This window comes from Bradyrhizobium manausense, assembly GCF_018131105.1.
Taxonomy (GTDB): Bacteria; Pseudomonadota; Alphaproteobacteria; order Rhizobiales; family Xanthobacteraceae; genus Bradyrhizobium; species Bradyrhizobium manausense_B.
Map to the genome: position 1 here is coordinate 199150 of NZ_JAFCJI010000002.1, position 21622 is coordinate 220771.

The following is a 21622-nucleotide window of genomic DNA, read 5'->3' on the forward strand; positions in this document are numbered from 1 at the left end:
GCCTGCTGTTGAGGCGCATGATTTCTGAAAAACAGCATATCGCTTGACCCGTCGGGCAAAACAGGCGCATAGTGGCATCATCGCGACCTTTGGCCGTCCCGCCTCCTGGCTACGCTGTTGAGCCCAAGCAGGCGACATGCACGCAGGCCTTACCATTTGAATGACGCCGCCACCTCGTAGCTTCGCGGCGCGCCCAGGATGATCTGGTCGGTATAACCGGGATCGCCCCAGGCCGCGTAGAGCTTGTTCGTCAGATTGCGCACGCGGAACGAGAGCCGCGTGTTCTCGACGCCGCTGAAATAGGTCTTCGGGATGTCGACGAACGCGAATGCATCGAACGTCGTGTAGGCGTTCATGACGACCATATTGTCCTGAAAGTTGAAGCGGTCGCCGACGTGACGCATCGAGGCGCCGATCTCGACCGGAAGTGTCGTGTCGAACCGATAGGACGCGCCGGCATTCGCGACGAAGTTGGGCACATTGGGCGGCGTCTTGCCCGAATAGGACTGGAACACGCCACCACCGTCGACATAGGTGAAGTCGATGAAGTGCGATTGTACGAAGGCGGCATTGCCCCACAGTTTCAGCCCGTCGACCGGGTTGATCGCCGCCGCGATCTCGATGCCCTTGGACTCGATCTTGCCAGCGACGTTGAAGACGATGCCACTTTCGGGGACGTAGACGTTCTTGCGCTCGATGTCGAAGGCCGAGAACGTGGCCTCGGCGCGTTTGTCGGCCGATTGCAGCTTCACGCCGGTCTCGTAGGTCCGCGACGTGGTCAGCAGCAGCGGCACCGACGGCGCCAGGATGAAGATGTTGGCCACCGTCGGGTCCGCAGCAGTTGCGTACTGGCTTTACAGCATGACGCCGGAGGCGATGTCCCAGGTGTAGCCGATGCGGCCGGTGATGGGATTGAAGGTGGTCGAGAAGGGATAGCCCTTTGCGGATTCGAGCACACCACTGGGGTCGAACCGGGTGCGGTCCAGCTTGATGTCCTCGAAGCGGATGCCGCCGATCAACGCGAAGGTCGAGGTCAGCTTGAGCCGGTCCTCGAACGACAGCGATGCGGTGTTGACACGGGTGTAGATCTTCTCGTCGCTCCGGTTGCCGTAGAGCCCACGATCCGGATTGAGCAGGTCGACGTAATCGTTGCCGAACAGCGTATCCTGCGAGACGTTGAACTGGTTGTTGCTCGCCGCCACGGTTGCAACGAAGCGATTATCCATGCCGCCGATACTGGAATTGACGGTGAGATCCGTAATGTTGCCGTAGAGCCGTTGCGCGTGATCCAGCGCCAGGCGTTCGCGATAGATGCTTTGCGCACCGGCGAGGCCGCCAACGGTCTGGTCGAACGAGGATATCTCGTTGTTGAACCAGTGCCGGTGGGCGTCATAGCCGTAGACCTGGCTCTTCAGCGAGATGTCGTTGGTGATGTCCCATTGAAAGCCGCTGCGCAGCCAGAGTTCGTTGGCGCCGCTGTGATTGTCGAGGACGTTGTAATTCGTCGTCAACGTGCGCGCGTCGATGGTCGCCGGAACCGACGTGCCGCCGCCGAGATAATAGTTGCTCCAAGTCCCGGAGACGATGCCATTCGTCGGCACGATACCTGCCCCGTTCGCCGGCACGATCGGTGTTCCCCAGTAGAAGCGGTCCTTGTCCTGCTTGTACTCCGCCGCCCCCCAAACCTTCAGGCTGTCGTTGACGCGATAATTCAACTGACCGGAGACGTTGCTGAGCTTCGAATAGGAGTCATCGATAAAGCTCTTGTCGTTGAAATGACTGATGTCGAAGCGGTAGTCGAGACCGTTGATCAGCGTAGAGCCGCCCGATCCGTAGCCGGCGCGATAGCCGTTGAAGGAATCGTAAGAGGTGAAGGCCTCATTCACGATCGGACCCGTATGCGGCGCCTTGGTTACGTAGTTGACTGCGCCGCCGGTCGCGCCGAGGCCGGCCACGAGCGAATCCGGCCCCTTGATAATCTCGACCTGCTGGAGGCCCGCAACGTCCATAGGGCGGCCGGTCATGGTCGACGGCCCGATCGGGATGCCGTTATAGAGCGTCGTGAGCTGATCGCCGCTGAAGCCGCGCATCGAGAAGATCGCGGGCGCGCCTGGCGCATCGCCGCCGGTGACACCGACCGCCGCCTTCGCGACGTCAGTGGTAGTCCGGATGCCCCGGTCCTGCATGGTCTGCTGGCTGATCACCTCGACGGTCGCGGGTGTTTCCCGTGCCGAAATGCCAAGGCGAGAGGAGACCCCGGTGACCGGGGCGGTGTTCAGCGGTGTCGTGTCGCTCGTGGGCTGGTTGATGGGCTTTGCAGCGATCAGTGCCGTCGGTCTCCGCGTCGTGGCCCGGCGCGCAGTGCGAGGCTTCTGATTGCCCGGGCTGACCGCGAGGGCCGGCTTGGGGGTGGATGGGGTGACGGTCACGGGGCCGATTTCGACCGGTGGCTTGTTCTGGGCCGCATTCTGCGCGAGCGCCGCCGATGACAGCGACGCTGAAGAGAGCAGAGAGATCAAGAACACACGCGAAAACCCTGGCGTAACGCCAGCATGAAAATGAAGATATTGCACGACAACGCTCTGCGGCGACGCAAACAAACTGCCACCGCGGTTGCCTTCGTTATCTACCTTCGCCCCAGGCGGCAGATACTCCGGCTACTTGTCAGACATCAGGGCACCCCGCCCAATGCGTTCGCGCGTGACTCATGGCTGGCAGCAGGTTTCCTGGCTCGCGGGTTATCGCCTTCGACCACCTTCCCAGAGACCAGAACGCGCTCCAGTGGCTTTGTTGGTCGTCGGCTATCCGCCTACAGTTGCGGGGGCAGCCGCGGAATTGTCCACTGATGTGGACGCACCGCATTCCCTTGAATAGTCCTTGCGGACACTACCGACCGAAAAACTGACATCCGACGCCAAGCTGGTCAACACCGCGGGTGGGCCACAATGTCGCAATGAGGCACGACGGCGCCGTACCGTGTCACTTTGGCAACGATCTTCCGATGCCCGCGAAGCGGACCGCCTCAGTTGCGAGCCGCTAAACCGGGGCCCAAGCTCGGACCTGAGAATGAATCAACCATTCGCCGTCAGCGTACGCATCAATTCGCAATGGTCTGCGACCTAGAACGTCACCCGCATCCCCGCGTAAAACGCGCGCGGCCTTGCCGGGCTCAGTGAGCGCGGATCGGTGAAGGGGTTTCCGCCGTTGGTGAAGTTCGGCACAGCCGTGGTGTCGAAGAACTGTCCGTAGGTCGCGTACCTGTTGTCGAAGATGTTGTCGACCTTGCCGTAGAGCTGGACGTTCTTGGTGACCTGATAGGACGTGTGCAGGTTGAACACCGTGTAGGATGGCAGCTTCGAATATTGGTTGGATTCATCGCCGACCAGGTACTGGCTGGAGACGAACAGCGCGTTGCCGCCGACTTTCCACTCATCGGTGATGGCGTAGTCGACACCGAGCTTGACGCGGTGGCGCGGGACAGCGGGGATCTGGTTGCCGGGCAGCACCTGGATGTTGCCGTCGGCATCCGCGAACGGGCTGTCCGAGCCGAGCGTCACGGCGTCGAGGAAGCGGGCATCGACGAAGGTGTAGCTCGCCTGGAACTGAAGCGTCGGTGATTTGATGTTGACCTCGGCCTCGAGCCCCTGCCGCCTCGTCCTGCCCACGTTGGTGAAATAGCCAAAACCGGTCCGGCCGGGAACGGGGACGGCCAGGATGTCGTCATAGTTGGTGGCGCGGAAGCCGCCGATCTTCCAGCCGAGCGTGCCGATGTTCAGCTCCCTGGTGCCGCGCAGGCCCGCTTCCACGGTCTTGGACACGACCTGCTTCAACGGCGGATCGGAGACCAGAAACGCCGCGATCAGACAGGGGTTGTTCGGATCGGCGCAGCCGAGCTCGAGCGGCGTCGGCACGCGGTTGGCCTCGGAATAGCCGGCATAGGCGGTCAGCTCCGGCGTGATCTTGTAGGTGCCGCCGATGACAGGATTGAACCTTGTGTAGGTGTAATCGCCGTTCAGCGCGGTGCCGAGCTGGTCCTCCAGCGAGATGCGCGCCACGTTGAAGCGGCCTCCGCCCGAGATCGCGAAGGCGTCCGTGACGTTGAACGTATCCGTCGCATAGAAGCCGTTATACTGATTGACGGTCCGCAGCGAGACGGGGCCGGCAACGGGGTCCGTCGTGGGCGTCGGGCCCAGGAAGATGCCGCTGCCGCTGACGACGTAATTTTCCCCTATCGTGCCGATTTCCGCGGTGGCGTTGTAGCGCGTGACGCTCGCATCATAGCTCGTGCCCATCACGAAGCGGTTGTCGTGCCCGAACAGCTGGTCGGTATTGGTCGCCTGCCCCGATACACCGAAGGTGGTCGAACGTATGGAGCTGCGATCGATCTCGCCGAGAATCGTGCCCGTCGGAAAAGGATTGGCAATCGGCAGGCCGTTGACGCCGTTTGCGGCCGTGGCGCCGTCGCCAAAGCAGAGAAGACCAGCAAGTCCCGGATCGGTGCACTCTTGCGCGTCGGTCGGATTGCCGTCGACGATCTTCTGCTCGTACCTGCGCAGATGCGCGGTGCCTTCGAGCGTCCAGGTCGGCGTCGCGTCGGCCTTGGCGGTCAGGTTGAGGTAGCCGACGCGGTTGGAGCTGGTCTGAGGTGTGGTGTAGGTCGCGCCCCAGTAATTGTTCAGGAGCTCGGCCGGAACGGTGGCGCTGGCGCCGAAATCGTTCTTGGCGACTCCCATGTTGACGTGGAATTCGCTGTCGCCGGCCTTGTAGCCGACGTCGCTGTAGAAGCGCCGCACGTCCGATTGGGAGAAGTTGCGGAAACCATTGTCGTGCAGGCCTTCGAGCGCAGCGTAGACGCCGTAGTTCTGGTCGACCTGCTTGCCCCATTGCGCCGAACCCTGGATGCGGCCGAACGAGCCGCCCATGAGATCGACCTCTGCGCCCTGATAGGTGAAGCCGTCCTTCATCTGCAGATTGATCGCGCCGCCGAGCGCGTTGAGGCCGAAGACAGGGTTGTTGGTCACCAGTGTCACCGACCGAATCGCGGCGGTCGGGATCAGGTCCCAGTTGACGGCGTCCGAGAAGGCCTCGTTGATGCGCACGCCGTTCTGGTACACCGCGAGTCCTTGCGGCGTGCCTGTTATGGGCGAGGCGACAAAGCCGCGAAACTCGACATTGGGCTGGAACGGGTTGCCGGTGACCTCGCTGATGCTGACGCCGGCGATGTTGTCGCGCAACGCATCCGTGACGTTGAGCGAGCCGGTGCGCTTGATCTGGTTGGCATCGACGGCGTTGATCGCCGACGGAACCTTGTCGACCTCGAGACCTCGGCCGGTGCCGGGCGCGGTTGGATAGACGTAGATCCTGCTGCGACCGCTGGGCTTGCCGGAGTTCGCTACAGCCCGTGCGACCGGCCGCCGGGCCGCGCGCCGTGGGGTCGGCTGCGGCGCCACCACCTCGACAGCGGGCAGGTTCTGGACGTTGGTTTCCTCGTCCTGCGCAGCGCCTGCCGCGGTCACGAAAGCGAGTCCGGACAGCAGCCCGGTCGAGACCGAGGCCATCAGCAGACGTCGCGCGTGTCCCAGCTTGCCCATCCCCAACGCTCCACCCGTCACCTTCGGCTGTTTTCGATTTCGCCGCTTGGTTGAGACGAGTGTATTCGGCAGTGGCTCGAGCACTAGCTACAAAAGGTCGGGCATTGTCCGCACCCGTTTTCCCGACCAAATCGGGAATTATTCCCGATCGGGAATTTTCCCGAGCAGGATCAGGCCGCGGCGGTCGGAACCAACGCCTCCACGGTGACGCCTCCGCCCTCGCCCGAAGCCACGTTGAGCGTACCGCCGAGCGCCAGAATGCGCTCGCGCATGCCGACGAGGCCGAAGCCCAGTTTCTGGCCGGGCTCCATGCCGCGGCCATTGTCGCTGACCCGCACCCGGGCACAGAAGCGGCCATCGCGGCCCGGCTGCTCTCCCGGCTCGATCACGACGTTGATCGCGGTCGCACCGGCATGGCGGAACGCGTTCGTCAGCGCCTCCTGCACGACGCGGTAGATCGTGAGATCAGCCGTCTCTCCGGTGGCCCCGAGCGCCGGCGAGATCGTGGTCTCGATCGTCACGTCAGGATGCGACTCGCGCCACAGCCGCGACAGCGATTCCAGCGCCTTGCCGAGGCCAAGCTCGGCAAGGCCGACCGGCCTCAAGCGCTCCAGCACGCGACGGGTGAACTGTTGCAGCGCGTTGATCTGCTCAAGAAGCGCGCCGCCGTGTTTTCGCACCGCCTCCGCGCTCGGCGCGCGGCCGTCCGCCAGCTTTGCCAGTGCGCTGGCATGCGCGCGCAGCGAGAACAGGTACGGCCCGAACTCGTCATGCAGCTCGCGCGCGATCTCCTTGCGCTCGACGTCCTGGAGCGACACCGCGCGCTCGGCAAGGCGCCGCTTGTCCTCGACCGCCTCGCCCAGCGTCGCCGCCAGATGATTGAGCCTCGTGCAGATCGCGGCCAATTCGGGCGCGCCCCCGGGTGCGACTCGCGCGTCGTAGTGCCCGTCCTCGAGCTCGCCCATGGTCTGCGCCAGGGATTCCAGCGGCGCGAGTGCCCGGCCCACGACCGTCATCATCACCAGGAACAGCACCAGCGCGATCGCTGAGCCGACTTCGAGCTGGGTGACGATCGCGTCCCAGATCTCCGCGATTTCGTCATTGGGGTGCGAGGTGATCACGAGCGAGCCGGGCTGGCCATGGACCGAGGCCGGCACGCTGACCGCGGTCTGCTCGGGATGAACCAGGCTGACGAACCAGGCCGGCGGCCCGGGCGTGTCGTCATCGGTATCAGGACGCGGCGGCGTCAGCGGGTTCCCGCCGGCGTCCCGGAGCGCGATGCTGACATGGCGCAGGCGGTTGAAGTCATGCGCGATCTGATTGAGCCGGGCATTCGGATCCGGCGCCTCGTTGAGATCGGCAACGATCATCTCGATGAATTCGCGCGCGAGCCGGATCACGCTCTGGTCCTCGGCCTGCACGCGCGGCCCGGCCTCCGCGACCTGACGGCCGATGTTGACGGCGAGCCCGAGTGCCAGCAGCAACGCCAGCAGAAGGTTGATGCGCCCGCGCAAGGATAGATTTTGCCACATTGCTTTCGCCCAAGCCTCGCCAGGGATCGCTCGTGCCCGTCCGATAGCGTTGACAGAGCCGAAGCGCCCGATATCTAATCGGAAGCGTACAGCAATCCCGGCCGGGTTGCATGAGCCGACGCGCTTCGTCATTCGGCATCATGCGGCGCGACAATGCAGGCCGGCGCTGTCACGGGGAACGCCTATGCGCATTCTGATCGTGGACGATCATCCCATTGTCGCCTCCGGCTGCCGCGCCGTGCTGGCCGATGAGGGCGAGATCGAGATTCTGGAAGCCGCCGACGCCGAGGATGGCGAGAGCATCTTCATCGTCGAGCGCCCCGACCTCTGCGTCATCGACATCAACCTGCCGACCGTCTCCGGCTTCGAGCTCGCGCGCCGCATCCTCGAGCGCGCGCCCGAGGCCCGCATCATCATGTTCAGCATGAACGACGACCCGGCCTTCGCGGCGCGCGCGATCGAGTGCGGCGCCAAGGGCTACGTGTCCAAGACCGGCGATCCCGACGATCTCGTCGAGGCGATCCGCACCGTCGGCGGCGGCGGCACTTATCTTCCGAGCGCGATCGCGCGCAGCATCGCCTTCGCAGGACCTGCGCTGACGCAGAGCCCGCTGTCGAAGCTGAACGCGCGCGAGATGGAGATCTTGCGGCTGCTCAGCGCCGGAAAAAGCCTGTCCGAGATCGCCTGGCTGGTGCAATCGTCATACAAGACCGTGGCCAACACCTCCTCGATCATGCGCCAGAAGCTCGGGGTGAAGACTTCGGTCGAGCTGGTACGGCTGGCGATCGACAGCGGCGTGGCCTAAGAAGCTCGCCACAAACTTCGGTCACACAAGCATTGCATCCTCGATGTGGCGAGATGCCACGGAGCTATCAGGCATGACGATCCAGACTGTCTCGACCAATACGTCCTATGGCGGCGTGCAGGGCGTGTATCGCCATGCGAGCGCGGCGACCGGAACCGACATGGTGTTCTCGGTCTATGTTCCCCCACATGCGCAAGGCGCCAAGCTGCCTGTAGTCTGGTATCTGTCCGGCCTCACCTGCACCCACGCCAATGTCACCGAGAAGGGTGAATTCCGCAAAGCCTGCGCCGAACTCGGCCTGATCTTCGTCGCCCCCGACACCTCGCCGCGCGGGGCGGACGTGCCTGGCGATGCCAACAACGCCTATGATTTCGGCCTCGGCGCCGGCTTCTATGTCGATGCGACCGAAGCGCCGTTCGCCCGCAATTACCGGATGTGGAGCTATGTCACCGACGAACTGCCCAAACTGGTATCGGGAAATTTTCCCGTCGATGCCAGGCGGCAGTCGGTGATGGGCCATTCCATGGGCGGTCACGGCGCGCTGACGGTGGCGTTGCGCAACCCTCATCGCTATCGCGCCGCCAGCGCCTTTGCCCCGATCGTGGCGCCGTCGCAGGTGCCCTGGGGCATCAAGGCGCTGACCGGATATCTCGGGCCGGACAAGGAGACCTGGCGCAGCCATGACACGGTGGCGCTGATCGAGGACGGCGCGAAATATTCAGGCTTCCTGGTCGATGTCGGCGAGGCCGATAATTTCCTCAAGGAGCAGCTCAAGCCGGAGCTGCTGCAGGCCGCATGCACCAAAGCCAACATCCCGCTGACGCTGCGGCGCCAGCCGGGCTATGATCACAGCTATTATTTCATCTCGACGTTTATGGGCGATCATCTGCATTGGCATGCAGAGAGATTGAAGGCCTAGCGGCTGCTCGCTGCTTTCTTCCTTCTCCCCTTGTGGGAGAGTGAAACGGCACCGCCGCTGCGACGCCACCTACTCCGGCTTGCCGTAATTCGGCGCGAGCAGGCGGTTGCGGATCAGATAGCTCATCGTGCGCGACCAGGATTCGTCGGTGTTGCCGCGCATGTCGGCGCTCGCCGCCGTGATCATCTTTCCTGTCTTCACGTCGCGCAAATAGATGTTGAGGTTGATGATCAGGTTCGAGACCTTCTGCACCATGCCGGTGATCTCGATGTCCGCGCCCAGCTGCCCGGCAAGCTTGAGGTCGCAGTCACCGCAGGCCTGCAGATTGGCGTGACGGGCGGCATCCCTGATCGGGGCGATATCGAGCATTTGGAACCGGCCTGAGTCAGCCAGTTCCTTGCGCAACTGGTCGCCGATATGCGCGAGCCGCACCTCTTCCGGCCTGGAGCCGTAGAACTCACCGGGCAGGCTGGTGTCGATCAGTTCGAAGTCGAACACCGCAAGCTTCGGCGGATCGGCGAATGCGGCCGATGCCGTCAACAGCAATGCGGTGACACACAGCAACGCTCGCACGATCGTGATTCCAGCGCGCGTGCGCGCGAGGACGAAATGCGGGGTTGCAAGCCTTGCCAAATCGGTCATGCTTCCAGCAGAAACAATTCTCCACCGGCGGTCAAGCCGGGGAGGATATCTGGAGGAAGCATGATCCGATGGTTGCTTGGCCCGATCGGCCTGTGTCTGGCAGCGATGCAAGCGCTCGCGGCCGACCCGGTCACGATCGGCGTCGGCTATCTCGGTGTCGCCGGCACCCGACCGACGCTGTCGCTGGTCGAGCAGCCCGCGGAGAATGACGGCGTCGCCGGTGCCAGGCTCGCGATCGAGGACAACAACACCACCGGAAGATTCCTCAACCAGCGTTTCACGCTGGAGGAGCACCGCATCAGGGAAGGCGAAGACCCGGTCCAGGCCGCGACCGCGCTTGCCGAGAAGAACGGCTTCATCATTGCCGACCTGCCGGCCGATGCGCTGCTGAAAGTCTCCGACGCCTTGCGCGACCGCGGCACGCTGCTGTTCAACGCCGGCGCGATCGACGAGCGGCTGCGCGAGGCCGATTGCCGCGCCAATGTCATCCATACGGCGCCGACACGCTCGATGCTTGCGGATGCGCTCGGCCAGTATCTGGTGTGGAAGAAGTGGCCGCGCTGGCTGCTGGTGGTCGGCTCGCATGACGAGGACAAGCTCTACGCCGATGCGCTGCGGCGCGCAGCAACGCGGTTCGGCGCCAAGATCGTGCAGGAGCGCACCTTCGAGGACAAGGGTGGCGCACGTCGCACGGATTCGGGCGTGACGCTGATCCAGCGGCAGATGCCGGTGTTCACGCAGCAGGCGCCCGCCTACGATGTGCTGGTCGCCGCCGACGAGAGCGAGGTCTTTGCAGCCTACCTGCCCTACCGCACCTGGGACCCGCGTCCCGTCGCCGGCTCGGCCGGCCTGATGCCGCGCAGCTGGGATGCCGCGCAGGACCAATGGGGCGCGATCCAGATGCAGAACCGCTTCATGAAGCTCAATTCACGGCGGATGACCGCGCTCGACATGCAGGCCTGGACCGCGGTGCGCATGATCGGCGAAGCGACGTCCCGCACCAATTCCGGCGACGTCAAGAAGGTCACCGACTTCATCAAGGGGCCCAACTTCGAGATCGCCGCCTTCAAGGGCACGCGGCTGACCGTGCGCGACTGGAATCTCCAGCTCCGCCAGCCGATCCTGCTGGTCGACGGCCGCATGGTGGTGTCGGTGTCGCCGCAGGAAGGGTTTCTGCACCAGGTCTCCGAGCTCGACACGCTCGGCTACGATCGCCCGGAGAGCAAATGCAAGCTGAAATGACGACACGGATGTTGCGCGCGGGATTGCTGTCCGGATTGATGCTGGCGGCCGCACCCGCGCATGCCTTCATCGCCTACGTCTCGAACGAGAAGGGCAACACGGTGTCGGTGATCGACACCGACAGCTGGACCGTGACCAAGACCATCAAGGTCGGCCAGCGCCCGCGCGGCATCGAGTTCACCCGCGACGGCAAATTCGTGATGGTCGCGGTCGGCGACGACGACACCATCCAGGTGATCGACACCAAGACCCAAGCCGTGGTGGACAGCCTGCCTTCCGGCCCCGACCCCGAGTTGTTCACCCAGGATGCCGCCGGCAAGACGCTCTATGTCGCCAACGAGAACGACAATACGGTGACGGTGATCGATCTGGAGAAGCGCGCCCGCCTCGGCGACATCCAGGTCGGCGTCGAGCCCGAGGGCATGACCATCAGCCCCGACGGCAAGATTCTGATCAACACCTCCGAGACGACCAACATGGCGCATTTCATCGACACCTCGTCGCGCCAGATCGTCGCCAACGTGCTGGTCGACCCGCGCCCGCGTTTTGCCGAGTTCAAGCATGACGCCTCCGAACTATGGGTGTCCTCCGAGATCGGCGGCACTGTTTCGGTCATCGATCCCAACAAGCATGAGGTGATCGGCAAGGTCACGTTCGAGATTCCGGGCCTGCGGAAAGAGGCGATCCAGCCGGTCGGCATCGGCATGACCAAGGACGACAAGACCGCCTTCGTCGCGCTCGGCCCCGCCAACCGCATCGCCGTGGTCGACACCGCAACGCGCAAGGCGACGAAATATCTGCTGGTGGGACAGCGCGTCTGGCACATGGCGTTCACGCCGGATGAAAAATATCTGCTCGCGACCAATGGCGTCTCCAACGACGTTTCCGTGATCGACGTCGCCGCGCAAAAGGTGATCAAGACCATTCAGGTGGGCGAACTGCCCTGGGGCATCACGATCGCGCCATGACCACCCCCGCCCCCATTGCAAAACCGCAGGAAATGCCGAGGCCCGATCCGGCCGGGGTGTCGGCCCTGTCGATCGACGGCGTCAGCCATGCCTACGGCCCGCGCCGCGCGCTGATGGATGTCTCCTTCAACGTCCAGCCGGCAAGCTTCACTGCGCTGCTCGGCCTCAACGGCGCCGGCAAGAGCACGCTGTTCTCGCTGATCACCCGCCTGTTCGGCATCCAGACCGGCCGCGTCGGCATCTTCGGCCACGACGTCAGCCGCACACCCGGCGAGGCGCTGCGGCTGCTTGGCGTCGTGTTCCAGCCACGCACGCTCGATCTCGATCTTTCGCTGACGCAGAACCTGCTCTATCACGCCGCCCTGCACGGCATCAGTCGGCGCGAGGCCGCCGCGCGCAGCGCCGAGCTGCTCGCGCGCATCGGCCTTTCTGATCGCGCCGGCAGCAAGGTGCGCGATCTCTCCGGCGGGCAGATGCGGCGTCTGGAGATCGCGCGCGCGCTGCTGCACCGGCCGCGGCTGTTGCTGCTGGACGAGCCGACCGTCGGCCTCGACGTCAAGGCGCGTGCCGATATCATCAGCCATGTCCGCCAGCTCGTCACCGAGCAAGGCATCGGCGTGCTCTGGGCCACGCACCTGTTCGACGAGATCATGGCCGGCGACGATCTCGTGGTGCTGCATCAAGGCAAGGTGCTGGCGCAAGGACCGATGGCCCGCGTCATCGCCGAGGCCGGCGCGCAGGACGTCAACACGGCCTTCATGCGCCTGACCGGTGCGCAAATGATGCCAGGAGGCGGCGCATGAGCAGCATCACCACGCGCGACGCGCCGCGCGGCTTCTCGACTTCGGAGTACATGACCTGCCTCACCGGCATCGTCTGGCGCGAGGGTCTGCGTTTCCTGCATCAGCGCGAGCGGTTCGTCTCGGCGCTGGTGCGGCCGCTGGTGTGGCTGTTCATCTTCGCCGCCGGCTTCCGCCAGGTGCTCGGCATCTCCATCATCCCGCCTTACGAGACCTACATCCTCTATGAGGTCTTCATCGCGCCAGGACTGATGGCGATGATCCAGCTGTTCAACGGCATGCAGTCCTCGCTCTCGATGGTCTACGACCGCGAGATGGGCAATATGCGCACGCTGCTGGTGAGCCCGCTGCCGCGCGGCTTCCTGCTGTTCTGCAAGCTGCTGGCGGGCACCGCGGTGTCGCTGCTCCAGGTCTATGCGTTCCTGATCATTGCCTGGTTCTGGGACATCACGCCGCCGCCGATCGGCTACCTCACCGTGCTGCCGGCGCTGATCCTGTCTGGGCTGATGCTGGGGTCGCTCGGCATGCTGATCTCCTCGGGCATCAAGCAGCTGGAGAACTTTGCCGGCGTGATGAACTTCGTCATCTTCCCGATGTTCTTTGCGTCCTCCGCGCTGTATCCGCTCTGGCGCGTGCAGGAAGGCAGCCCCTATCTCTATTATGTCTGCCAGGCCAATCCGTTCACCCATGCGGTCGAGCTGATCCGCTTTGCACTGTATGGGCAGGTCAACTGGATCTCGCTCGCCGTCGTCGCCGGCTGCACAATCGTCTTCATGATCGCCGCGATCTATGCCTATGATCCCTCGCGCGGGCTGGCACGGCGCGGGCCCGCGGGAGGCGAAGGATGACGGTTCGGACACTTGCCATGGCGGCTCTTGCGCTCGCGGTCTCCGCGACCGCCGTACACGCCGCCGATCCGCGCTATCCCAACTGGCCGTGTGCGCAGGCCAAGGTTCCGGAGATTTCGCTCGCCGCGGTCTGGGCCGGTCCTGCGCTCGACGACGCCGAGACCAAGTGGAAGGACGACAGCAAGGTCAGCGCGCTGGTCTCGAAGCTCGCGGCGCGCAAGACGCCGCTGGAGGAGGCCGAGAAGTCGGTAAAGGAGTTCCTGGCAGGCTCCGCCGCCGACAAGACCGCCAACGCCAAACTGCTGTTCGCCGGCCTGTTCGACACGCTGAACGCCCAGCGCTCCCAGGTCATGGGCGGGCTCGAGCGTGTCAGCCGCAAGCAGCGCGAGGCCGCCGACAAGATCCGCGAGGAGACTATCCAGCTCCAGGCGCTGCAGGACGCAACGCCGCGCGATGACGCCAAGGTCGACAGCATGAGCAACCAGCTGATCTGGGAGACCCGCATCTTCGAGGACCGCCGCAAGGTGGTGCGTTTCGTGTGCGAGGTCCCGACCACGATCGACCAACGCCTGTTCGCGCTCGGCCGCGTCATCCAGCAGGAAATGGAATAGCGCGAGCCTTATAACGTCAATCCTGCTGACGACTTTCATAAAAGTTCCCGCGATATCAACGCGATCGTTAATGTTTGCCGCGCTATCTGCCGGAACCAAATCGATCTAGGATGGCTTGTCCTGTGAATCTCCAGCAACGGGAGGGCTCGATGGGAACAGCAAAATTCATCCTCGCAGGTGCTGCGGCCATCACGGTGCTCGCATCCAGTGCCTTTGCTGACGACATGACCGGAATGGTCACCAGCATCAACAGGCTCAACAGCACGATCTCGATCCAGCAGACGCAGAAAGGCACGGTCGGCGGCAGTGCCGGCGGCGCCGGCGCGCTCCAGCAGTACAAGGCCAAGGACGCCGCGATGCTGGATGCCGTCCATGCCGGCGACAGGGTGACTTACACCGCGACGGACAGCGACGGGTCGCGCACGCTGACCAAGTTGCAGAAGCAGTAGCTCGCCGCACTTGCGACGAAGCAATCACGAGGAGTGAGCCCGCCTACTGCTCGGGCCGCGGCTCCGGCTGCGCCTCCTCCGTCGGCAAACGCGCGTGCTCCCAGCCGTCGGTGCCCTCGGGATACCAGGCGACGTTGGAATAGCCGTAAGCCAGCGCGCGCTTGGCGGCGTTCCAGGACATCCAGCAATCGGCGAGGCAGTAGATCACGAGCAGCGCGGACTTGTTGCCGTGCGAGGCTTGCGCGAGACCGCGCCGGAGATAATCGTCCATCGCCGGCGGCAGCGCGCCGTAGCCGGTGTCCGGCAGCCAGATGCTGCCGGGAATGTTTTTGCGCGGCGCGTCTCGCCACACCGTGCCGGCTGGCAAGTTCTTCGGCTTCGGCGCGCGCGGCAGCACGTCGATGAAGGCACCGCTCTTCGCGCGCCAGATCGTCTCAGTCTCTGCCGTCGTCAGCACGCGCGCGCCTTCCAGCGTCGCCGGCACCGGCGCGCGGTAATTGTCGGTGCGATAGCCCTCGGGTTCGAACGGCTCCTGCTGCTGTGCCAAGCCTTGCTGCGCCAAGCCCGGCACCGCGAGGGCGGCGACGACGAGCGCAGCGGCAAGATGTCGCCTCATGGTGTTTTCTCAAGGTGTTTTCTTGGCCGCCTCCACGCCAAGCGGCCGGTCGTTTTCGTCCAGCAGCGGCACGCCGAAGTCGAGCAGGATCTTGTTGATCTCGCCCTGGTTCTCCTGGATCAGCTTGTTGAGCTGCCGCTTCCAGTTCTGGTCAGCGGCGCGCACGCCCATGCCGATGCGATAGACCAGCTTTGGCCCTGTCGTTTCCTTCACCAGCGGCGTCACGTGCATCGAGCCGACCTTCTTGGCATAATAGCCCGCCATCGGCCCCCACAGCACACCCGCGTCGATCTTGCCGGCGGTGAGATCGTCGATCATCGCCTGCGCCGAATTGTCGTAGCGCGTGTCGATCATCAGCGGATAGGGCTTTGCGTCACCCATCAGGCCTGCAATTGCCATGTTGGTCGCCGGCGGCGTGCCGGCGACGATGCCGACATGCTTGCCCTTCAGCTTTGGATCCTCGAGCGTGTCGACATCCTCGAGCCCGCTGCCTGCCTTGGCGACCAGCGCATAGGTCGTGCGGTAATAGGGATTGGTGCCCTGCACGATATCGTCGCCCTGCGGGAAGCCCATGATGACGTCGCAGCGATGCGCGCCCAGCGTCATGCGCACGAAGCCCGTGGCCTGCGGGAAGAACACGTAGTCGAGCTTCTTCTGCAGCTTGTCGGCGAACAGCTCGGCGAGCTTGTTCTCGATCCCCTCGCCCTTCTCGTTGGAGAACGGCATGTTGCGTGGATCGGCGCAGACGCGCAGCACCTTTGGGTCGACCAGCTCGAACGAGAGGTCACCACTGTCATTCGTCTGCGCGCGGGCGATGTCGCCGATCGCACAAGACGCCACCATCACACACAGTGAAATCAACCAGCGACGATGTCGTCCGGCCTCCATCGCGCTTCCTCCTCGTTTCATTCGAATGCTATCCATGCAACGCATGGACGCATTCTATTTGCCAAACTTGGCGTTGGCTTGTTGTGTTGCAGCGCAACGCGGCGAACCCTGAACTGAGGCGGAAAAGTGTCGCATCTCACGTCAAAGATCGCAGCCCTGTCCCTGCTGGGGATGGCGACGCTAGCACGCGCCGGGGCGGCCGAATTGCCTGTGAGCGAAGTGGCGAGCGGAATCTTCGTGCACTCCGGGACCATCGCCCTGATGACCCGCGAGAACGAGGGCGATATTGCCAATGTCGGCTTCATCATCGGCGAGGATGCAGTGGCCGTGATCGATACCGGCGGCAGCCTTCGCGAAGGCGAGGCGTTGCTGGCGGCGGTGCGGGCCCGCACCAGGAAGCCGATCCGCTATGTCATCAACACCCACGGCCATCCCGATCATGTCTTCGGCAATGCCGCTTTCGTCGCAGACGGAACCAGCTTCGTCGGCCACAGCAAGCTGCCGCAGGCGCTGGCGACGCGTGGGCCGTATTATCTCGATAATTTCCGGCGCATCATGGGCGCCGAACTGATCGATCCCGTGAAGATCGTTCCGCCCACCCTGCTGGCCAAGGACACGATGACGCTCGACCTCGGATCGCGCCAGATCACCTTGCGGGCATGGCCGGCCGCGCACAGCGACAACGATCTGACGGTGTTCGACGAGACGACGAAAACGCTGTTCGCCGGCGATCTGGTGTTTCTCCGCCATATTCCGGTGATGGATGGCAGCATCCGCGGCTGGCTTGCTCTGCTGAAGGATCTCGAGGCCATTCCCGCGGTTCGCGTCGTTCCCGGTCACGGCCCTGTGAGCGATTGGCCTGCCGCGCTAGCGGATGAGCGGCGTTATCTCTCGACGCTGCTGTCGGACGTCCGTACCTCGAACAAGAAGGGCGAGCCGATCCGGACCGCCGCCGACAAGGCCGCGGCCACGGAGCGGCCGCATTGGGAACTGTTCGATGATTATAACGCCCGCAACGCAACCGCAGCATTTTCTGAAATTGAATGGGAGTAGCGGGCGCGCTACGTTAGGTGATTGCTTCGCCCGTGCGAGACCACGACCATGATGGGATGCACACGCCGCCTGCCCCTGATCGCCGCGCTGCTCGGCATCGCCTTTGCGCTGCCTGCGAGCGCCGAAGAGGCCTACGACCCATGGCCGGGCCTGGTGCAGGACATCTTCAACAACCGTCCGATGAACGACGGCAACGACGTCATCGCGATCGAGATGCCCTATCGCGCGGAGGACGCGGCGATCGTGCCGGTGACCCTGCGCAGCAAGCTGTCGCCCGCTGACGGCAGGCGCATCCGCTCGATCACGCTGGTGATTGACCGCAACCCGGCGCCGATGGCGGCAAAATTCGAGCTCGGTCCGGATGCCAACGTCACCGAAATCTCCACGCGCGTGCGCGTCAACAATTACACTGACGTCCATGCGGTGGCCGAGCTCAGCGACGGCCAGCTCTACGTCTCGAAAGTCTATGTGAAGGCATCAGGCGGCTGTTCGGCACCGGCCGGCAAGAATGCCGAAGAGGCCAACAACCACCTCGGCCAGATGCGCTACCGCCAATTCGCACGCGAGGACGCGCCGGCAAGCCGCATCCGCGAAGCCCAGATCATGATCGGCCATCCCAACAATTCCGGCTTGCAGATGGACCAGGTTACGCAGCTCTATATTCCCGCTTTCTTCATCAACCAGCTGAAGCTGACGCAGGACGACAGCCCCGTGCTGTCGATGGAAGGCGGCATCTCGATCTCGGAAGATCCCAATCTGCGCTTCACCTATGTCTCGAACGGCGCCAAGCGATTCCGCGCGGAAGCCAAGGACACGGACGGACACGTGTTCCGCAATGAGTGGGACGTTGGGAAGCCGGGGACGTAGCCAGGGCTCACTTCCCCTCTCCCCTTGTGGGAGAGGGTGGATCGCCGCGATAGCGGCGAGACGGGTGAGGGGTTGTCCCGCACACACTTCTCTCGCCAGAATTTGCCGATAGAACCCCTCATCCGGCGCTTCGCGCCACCTTCTCCCACAAGGGGAGAAGGGATTGCACCGTCTGTGCCGCAACAGCTAGAAACACCTCACCTCGGCCTCGGCCTGCGCGCGCCGCAAATCATTGACGGCCGAATTCGCCTGCTCTGATGTCCGGAACTGGGTGCCGAGGTTGCCGCGGACCTGGGACATGCTGAGCGCGGTCTCGGCGGTGACATACCGCTCGTAGGAAACGATGGAGGCGACCACGTCGATGGAGCAGGAGCACTGCTCGATGGCCTGCCGCGTCTCGCCATTGGCTTTCATGCAGCCATAGACATATTCCGCGCGCGCCGAGGTCGGATAGTCATTGGCCTCCTCGGCCCGGGCCGCATACGCGGTTGCCGCGAGCACAAATACAGCGGCGACAATCGGTCGTACCTGTCCCGCAAAACTCATGAGCATCCTCCCGCTGGTTGCGATGGAAGCTATGCTATGCCTATTGTCCTGAAAAGCACTCTGTCAGAGGAAACGGCTCACAAGGTGATGAGAGTTTTGGCACGACCATTGGCGCTCGCGATGATGCTGGCGCTGGCGCTGGGCACGACGGCTCATGCCGCTGATGTCATCCGCCTGGCGGTGCAGAAGACCGGAACGTTCTCCTGGGAACTGGCAACCATTCGCGAGGCCGGGCTCGACAAGGACGCCGATCTGGCGCTGGAGGTCACCGAGCTAGCGAGCCCCGAAGCCGGCAAGATCGCGCTCCGCGCCGGGAGCGCCGACCTCATCCTGTCGGACTGGCTGTGGGTGTCCCGTGAGCGTGCGCTCGGCGCCAAGCTCACCTTCTATCCCTATTCCAGTGCGCTTGGTGCCGTGATGGTGCCCGCGGCCTCGCCGATCAAGTCGCTTGCCGACCTCAAGGGCCGCAAGCTCGCCGTCGGCGGCGGTCCGATCGACAAGAGCTGGCTGCTGCTGCAGGCGCGGATGAAGCAGGATGGCATCGACCTGAAGTCGGATGCGACCATCGTCTATGGCGCGCCACCCCTGATCGCGGCCAAGTCGCTCGCCGGCGAGATGGATGCGAGCCTGAATTTCTGGAATTTCTGCGCCCAGCTCGAGGCCAAGGGTTTTCGGCGCCTCGCCGGAATCGAGGACATCTTGCCGAAACTCGGCGCGAAGGGCGCAGTCTCCGCCGTCGGCTATGTCTTCGACGAGGGCTGGGCCGCGAAACATCGCGACGCCGTGGCGCGCTTCATCGCCATGACCCGCAAGGCCAAGCAATTGCTGGTCACCTCGGACGCAGCCTGGGACAAGATCGCTCCGCTCACCGGCGCGAGCGATCCGGCCATGCTCAAGACCTATCGCGATCGCTATCGCGACGGCATTCCGCGCCGGAGCATCGATGACGAGGAGGCTGACGCGCGCGTGCTCTATCGCGTGCTGGCCGAGATCGGCGGACGCGATCTGGTCGGGCCGGCGACCGAGCTCGATCCCGGCACGTTCTATCACGCTGTCCCCGGAGACTGAGGTGCTGCGCCTTCTCTCCTTTGCCCTGTTTCTCGCGATCTGGTGGACAGCCGCGCTGTTCGTCGGCGGCGCCAAGCTGCCCTCCCCGCCCGCCGTGCTCAACGTCATCATCGCGGAGGCCGCGAGCGGCGCGCTGTTCCTCCATCTCGGCGCGACGCTGGCACGCGTCGCGCTCGCTTTCGTGCTGGCGATGTCGCTAGGCAGCGCCATCGGTTATCTGATGGGACGGGTGAAGCTCGCCGATCGGCTCGGCGATCCCTGGCTGATCCTGTTGCTCAACCTGCCGGCGCTGGTCGTGATCGTGCTGGCCTATATCTGGGCCGGGCTGACCGAGGCCGCCGCGATCGCCGCCATCGCCATCAACAAGCTGCCGACCGCGGTCGTCACCTTGCGCGAGGGCACACGCGCGCTCGACCGTTCGCTCGACGAGATGGCAACGGTGTTTGCGATGCCGCGCTGGCGCGCGTTCCGCCATGTCGTGCTGCCGCAGCTTGCGCCCTATATCGCGGCCTCAGCCCGCTCCGGCCTGTCGCTGGTGTGGAAGATCGTGCTGGTGGCCGAACTGCTGGGACGGCCGAACGGCGTCGGCTTCGAGATCGGCGTTGCGTTCCAGCTGTTCGACACGCCGCGCCTGCTCGCCTATTCCCTGACCTTCGCTGCAGTCGTGCTCGTGATCGAGACGGCGCTGGTGCAACCGTTCGAGGCGCGCGCAACGCGATGGCGGCCCCGTGCGGCTTGAGGTCGAGATATCAGGCAAGACCTACCGGAGCGCGGCGGGCGGAACGCACGAGGTGCTGGCGCCGGTCAAGTTCGCGCTTCAATCCGGCGAGGTCGGCGTCCTCATCGGCCCCTCAGGTTGCGGCAAGAGCACGATGCTGCGCATCATTCTCGGGCTCGACCGCGATTACGATGGCCGTGTCGCGCGTCCGCCCGAGGCGCGGATCGGCATGGTGTTCCAGGAGCCGCGGCTGTTGCCGTGGCGTTCGGTCGAGCAGAACGTGCGCCTGGCCGCGCCTGATGTGACCGATGCCAAGCTGTCGGAGCTGTTCAAGATCCTCGAGTTGGAGGCACATCGCAGCCATTTCCCCGGCGAACTGTCGCTGGGCCTCGCCCGTCGCGTCGCGCTCGCCCGCGCCTTCGCAGTCGAGCCCGATCTGCTGGTGCTCGACGAGCCGCTCGCCTCGCTCGACGATGCCCTCGCCGGCCGGCTGCGCGACGAGATCGCGACCCTGGTCGCGAGCCGTTCGGTCATGACGCTGCTCGTTACCCACAGCCTCGACGATGCCATCCGTCTCGGCGATCGGCTGTTCTTCCTGTCGCCGCGCCCGGCGCGCATCGTGCAGGAGGTGCCGATCGCGATTCCGCGCGCAGATCGCAGCGAGGCCGAGCTTGCCCGGATCAGGGCGGAGCTTGCGACGTTGCAGCTTGAATCGAAATGAGAACTCGTGATCAACTGCGTCGAACGAGATTGTCGAGGGAGGTCACCATGCGCCGTCAACTGATTGCGATCGGCATCCTGTTGGTTGCGATGCCGGGTGCGGCGCTTGCGCAGACCAAGGGCAAGGGCGTCCGGCTCTGGAATCTGACGAGCGAGACGATCTCCGGATTCCAGCTCGCACCATCAGGCAAGACCGACTGGGGTCCGAACCAGTGCCTGAACGACAAGGACAAGGAGGTCGACCACGACGAGCGGCTGCGCATCACCGGCGTCGAGCCCGGCCGCTATGACGCCAAGGTCAGCTATCCCAGCTCGCGGCAATGCGTGGTCCGCGACATCGAGATCAAGGCCGATGCGGTGTTCTCGATCGCCGACAAGGATTTGAAGGACTGCACGAAGTAACGGCTCACGCCTTGTCGTGCCTGTGCGGGTATTCGCAGCGCCAGCGCACTGCCTGCCACTTCGGATGCTCCCCGATCCATTGCGCGATATAGGGCGGCGCTGCCATGGAGCATTGCGCCGGCGAACCGCCGAAGTTGAACACCAGATGCTGCTCCTCGCAGGTCGCAGGCGAGAGCAACGCACACACGGTCACCACCAGGTCGATCGGATTCATGCAGGGCATCCTTCAGGGATCGCAAGGAAACTACCATAAAAACCTACGTCTCGGGCAGCCGGAAGTTTCAAACGGGTGTGAGTCATGCCGGACCGGTCACGGCTTTGCTCCACACGTAACGGC

At 64.2% G+C, this 21622-nt stretch carries 23 protein-coding genes and 1 riboswitch; of the genes, 14 read left to right on the plus strand and 9 right to left on the minus strand.

Annotated elements, in window-relative coordinates; genetic code table 11:
• Positions 1-149: 149 nt before the first annotated feature.
• The 4 genes from JQ631_RS32350 to JQ631_RS21245 form a co-directional block, all read right to left on the minus strand.
• Positions 150-824, minus strand: a complete 675-nt coding sequence (locus tag JQ631_RS32350; RefSeq protein ID WP_349645011.1) for a TonB-dependent receptor domain-containing protein — start codon at positions 822-824, stop codon at positions 150-152.
• Positions 825-854: 30 nt separating this feature from the next.
• Entirely contained in the window at positions 855-2525 is a 1671-nt protein-coding gene (locus JQ631_RS21235; protein WP_349645012.1) for a TonB-dependent receptor, read from the minus strand.
• A 174-nt stretch (positions 2526-2699) separates the two neighbouring features.
• Positions 2700-2906: riboswitch (cobalamin riboswitch) on the minus strand.
• Positions 2907-3119: 213 nt separating this feature from the next.
• Positions 3120-5591 (minus strand): TonB-dependent receptor, encoded by a 2472-nt coding sequence (locus tag JQ631_RS21240; RefSeq protein ID WP_212328882.1) that lies wholly within the window; start codon positions 5589-5591, stop codon positions 3120-3122.
• A gap of 170 nt (positions 5592-5761) precedes the next feature.
• Positions 5762-7123 carry a histidine kinase gene (locus tag JQ631_RS21245; protein ID WP_212328883.1) on the minus strand — a complete coding sequence of 454 codons (1362 nt, stop codon included), beginning with the start codon at positions 7121-7123 and terminating at the stop codon, positions 5762-5764.
• A 184-nt stretch (positions 7124-7307) separates the two neighbouring features.
• Between JQ631_RS21245 and JQ631_RS21250 the strand changes: the two genes are divergently transcribed.
• On the plus strand, positions 7308-7928 hold the full coding sequence (locus JQ631_RS21250; protein ID WP_212328884.1) for a response regulator: 621 nt from the start codon (positions 7308-7310) through the stop codon (positions 7926-7928).
• Between the two features lie 73 nt (positions 7929-8001).
• A complete protein-coding gene (gene fghA / locus JQ631_RS21255) occupies positions 8002-8847 on the plus strand; it encodes an S-formylglutathione hydrolase (protein WP_212328885.1) in 846 nt (281 codons plus the stop codon).
• A 69-nt stretch (positions 8848-8916) separates the two neighbouring features.
• On the opposite strand, the gene JQ631_RS21260 is transcribed toward fghA, so the two are convergent.
• Positions 8917-9489 (minus strand): DUF3280 domain-containing protein, encoded by a 573-nt coding sequence (locus JQ631_RS21260; RefSeq protein WP_212328886.1) that lies wholly within the window; start codon positions 9487-9489, stop codon positions 8917-8919.
• Between the two features lie 60 nt (positions 9490-9549).
• Between JQ631_RS21260 and JQ631_RS21265 the strand changes: the two genes are divergently transcribed.
• The 6 genes from JQ631_RS21265 to JQ631_RS21290 all read left to right on the plus strand — a co-directional run bounded on the left by JQ631_RS21265 (position 9550) and on the right by JQ631_RS21290 (position 14407).
• Entirely contained in the window at positions 9550-10731 is a 1182-nt protein-coding gene (locus JQ631_RS21265) for an ABC transporter substrate-binding protein (protein WP_212328887.1), read from the plus strand.
• Positions 10716-11699: a YVTN family beta-propeller repeat protein gene (locus tag JQ631_RS21270; protein WP_212328888.1), complete on the plus strand. Its 984-nt coding sequence runs from the start codon at positions 10716-10718 to the stop codon at positions 11697-11699. Before JQ631_RS21265 ends, JQ631_RS21270 begins: the two co-directional genes overlap by 16 nt.
• Complete coding sequence (locus JQ631_RS21275; protein WP_212328889.1) at positions 11696-12502, plus strand: ABC transporter ATP-binding protein; 807 nt, start codon at positions 11696-11698, stop codon at positions 12500-12502. Before JQ631_RS21270 ends, JQ631_RS21275 begins: the two co-directional genes overlap by 4 nt.
• Positions 12499-13347: an ABC transporter permease gene (locus tag JQ631_RS21280; RefSeq protein WP_212328890.1), complete on the plus strand. Its 849-nt coding sequence runs from the start codon at positions 12499-12501 to the stop codon at positions 13345-13347. The genes JQ631_RS21275 and JQ631_RS21280 overlap by 4 nt, the downstream gene beginning before the upstream one ends.
• On the plus strand, positions 13344-13958 hold the full coding sequence (locus JQ631_RS21285; protein ID WP_212328891.1) for a hypothetical protein: 615 nt from the start codon (positions 13344-13346) through the stop codon (positions 13956-13958). Before JQ631_RS21280 ends, JQ631_RS21285 begins: the two co-directional genes overlap by 4 nt.
• Positions 13959-14107: 149 nt before the next feature.
• Complete coding sequence (locus JQ631_RS21290) at positions 14108-14407, plus strand: copper-binding protein (protein ID WP_212328892.1); 300 nt, start codon at positions 14108-14110, stop codon at positions 14405-14407.
• 43 nt (positions 14408-14450) lie between these two features.
• On the opposite strand, the gene JQ631_RS21295 is transcribed toward JQ631_RS21290, so the two are convergent.
• A complete protein-coding gene (locus JQ631_RS21295) occupies positions 14451-15023 on the minus strand; it encodes a PQQ-dependent catabolism-associated CXXCW motif protein (protein ID WP_212328893.1) in 573 nt (190 codons plus the stop codon).
• Between the two features lie 9 nt (positions 15024-15032).
• Positions 15033-15911, minus strand: coding sequence for a substrate-binding domain-containing protein (locus JQ631_RS21300; RefSeq protein WP_212328894.1), 879 nt, complete (start codon positions 15909-15911; stop codon positions 15033-15035).
• A 171-nt stretch (positions 15912-16082) separates the two neighbouring features.
• Between JQ631_RS21300 and JQ631_RS21305 the strand changes: the two genes are divergently transcribed.
• Both JQ631_RS21305 and JQ631_RS21310 read left to right on the plus strand, forming a co-directional pair.
• A complete protein-coding gene (locus JQ631_RS21305) occupies positions 16083-16964 on the plus strand; it encodes a quinoprotein relay system zinc metallohydrolase 2 (protein WP_212331480.1) in 882 nt (293 codons plus the stop codon).
• A gap of 48 nt (positions 16965-17012) precedes the next feature.
• On the plus strand, positions 17013-17831 hold the full coding sequence (locus tag JQ631_RS21310) for a quinoprotein dehydrogenase-associated SoxYZ-like carrier (RefSeq protein ID WP_212328895.1): 819 nt from the start codon (positions 17013-17015) through the stop codon (positions 17829-17831).
• Between the two features lie 186 nt (positions 17832-18017).
• On the opposite strand, the gene JQ631_RS21315 is transcribed toward JQ631_RS21310, so the two are convergent.
• Positions 18018-18377 (minus strand): hypothetical protein, encoded by a 360-nt coding sequence (locus JQ631_RS21315; RefSeq protein ID WP_212328897.1) that lies wholly within the window; start codon positions 18375-18377, stop codon positions 18018-18020.
• Positions 18378-18464: 87 nt separating this feature from the next.
• Here JQ631_RS21315 and JQ631_RS21320 point away from each other — a divergent pair, with 87 nt between their 5' ends.
• From JQ631_RS21320 to JQ631_RS21335, 4 genes are read left to right on the plus strand one after another with little or no spacing between them, the layout of a single operon-like run.
• On the plus strand, positions 18465-19445 hold the full coding sequence (locus tag JQ631_RS21320; RefSeq protein ID WP_249160859.1) for an ABC transporter substrate-binding protein: 981 nt from the start codon (positions 18465-18467) through the stop codon (positions 19443-19445).
• Between the two features lies 1 nt (position 19446).
• Positions 19447-20184 carry an ABC transporter permease gene (locus JQ631_RS21325; protein ID WP_212328899.1) on the plus strand — a complete coding sequence of 246 codons (738 nt, stop codon included), beginning with the start codon at positions 19447-19449 and terminating at the stop codon, positions 20182-20184.
• A complete protein-coding gene (locus JQ631_RS21330) occupies positions 20174-20884 on the plus strand; it encodes an ABC transporter ATP-binding protein (protein ID WP_212328901.1) in 711 nt (236 codons plus the stop codon). Before JQ631_RS21325 ends, JQ631_RS21330 begins: the two co-directional genes overlap by 11 nt.
• Positions 20885-20931: 47 nt before the next feature.
• Positions 20932-21285 carry a hypothetical protein gene (locus tag JQ631_RS21335; RefSeq protein WP_212328903.1) on the plus strand — a complete coding sequence of 118 codons (354 nt, stop codon included), beginning with the start codon at positions 20932-20934 and terminating at the stop codon, positions 21283-21285.
• 4 nt (positions 21286-21289) lie between these two features.
• Here JQ631_RS21335 and JQ631_RS21340 read toward each other — a convergent pair whose 3' ends face one another.
• Positions 21290-21499, minus strand: coding sequence for a hypothetical protein (locus JQ631_RS21340; protein ID WP_212328905.1), 210 nt, complete (start codon positions 21497-21499; stop codon positions 21290-21292).
• Between the last annotated feature and the right edge of the window lie 123 nt (positions 21500-21622).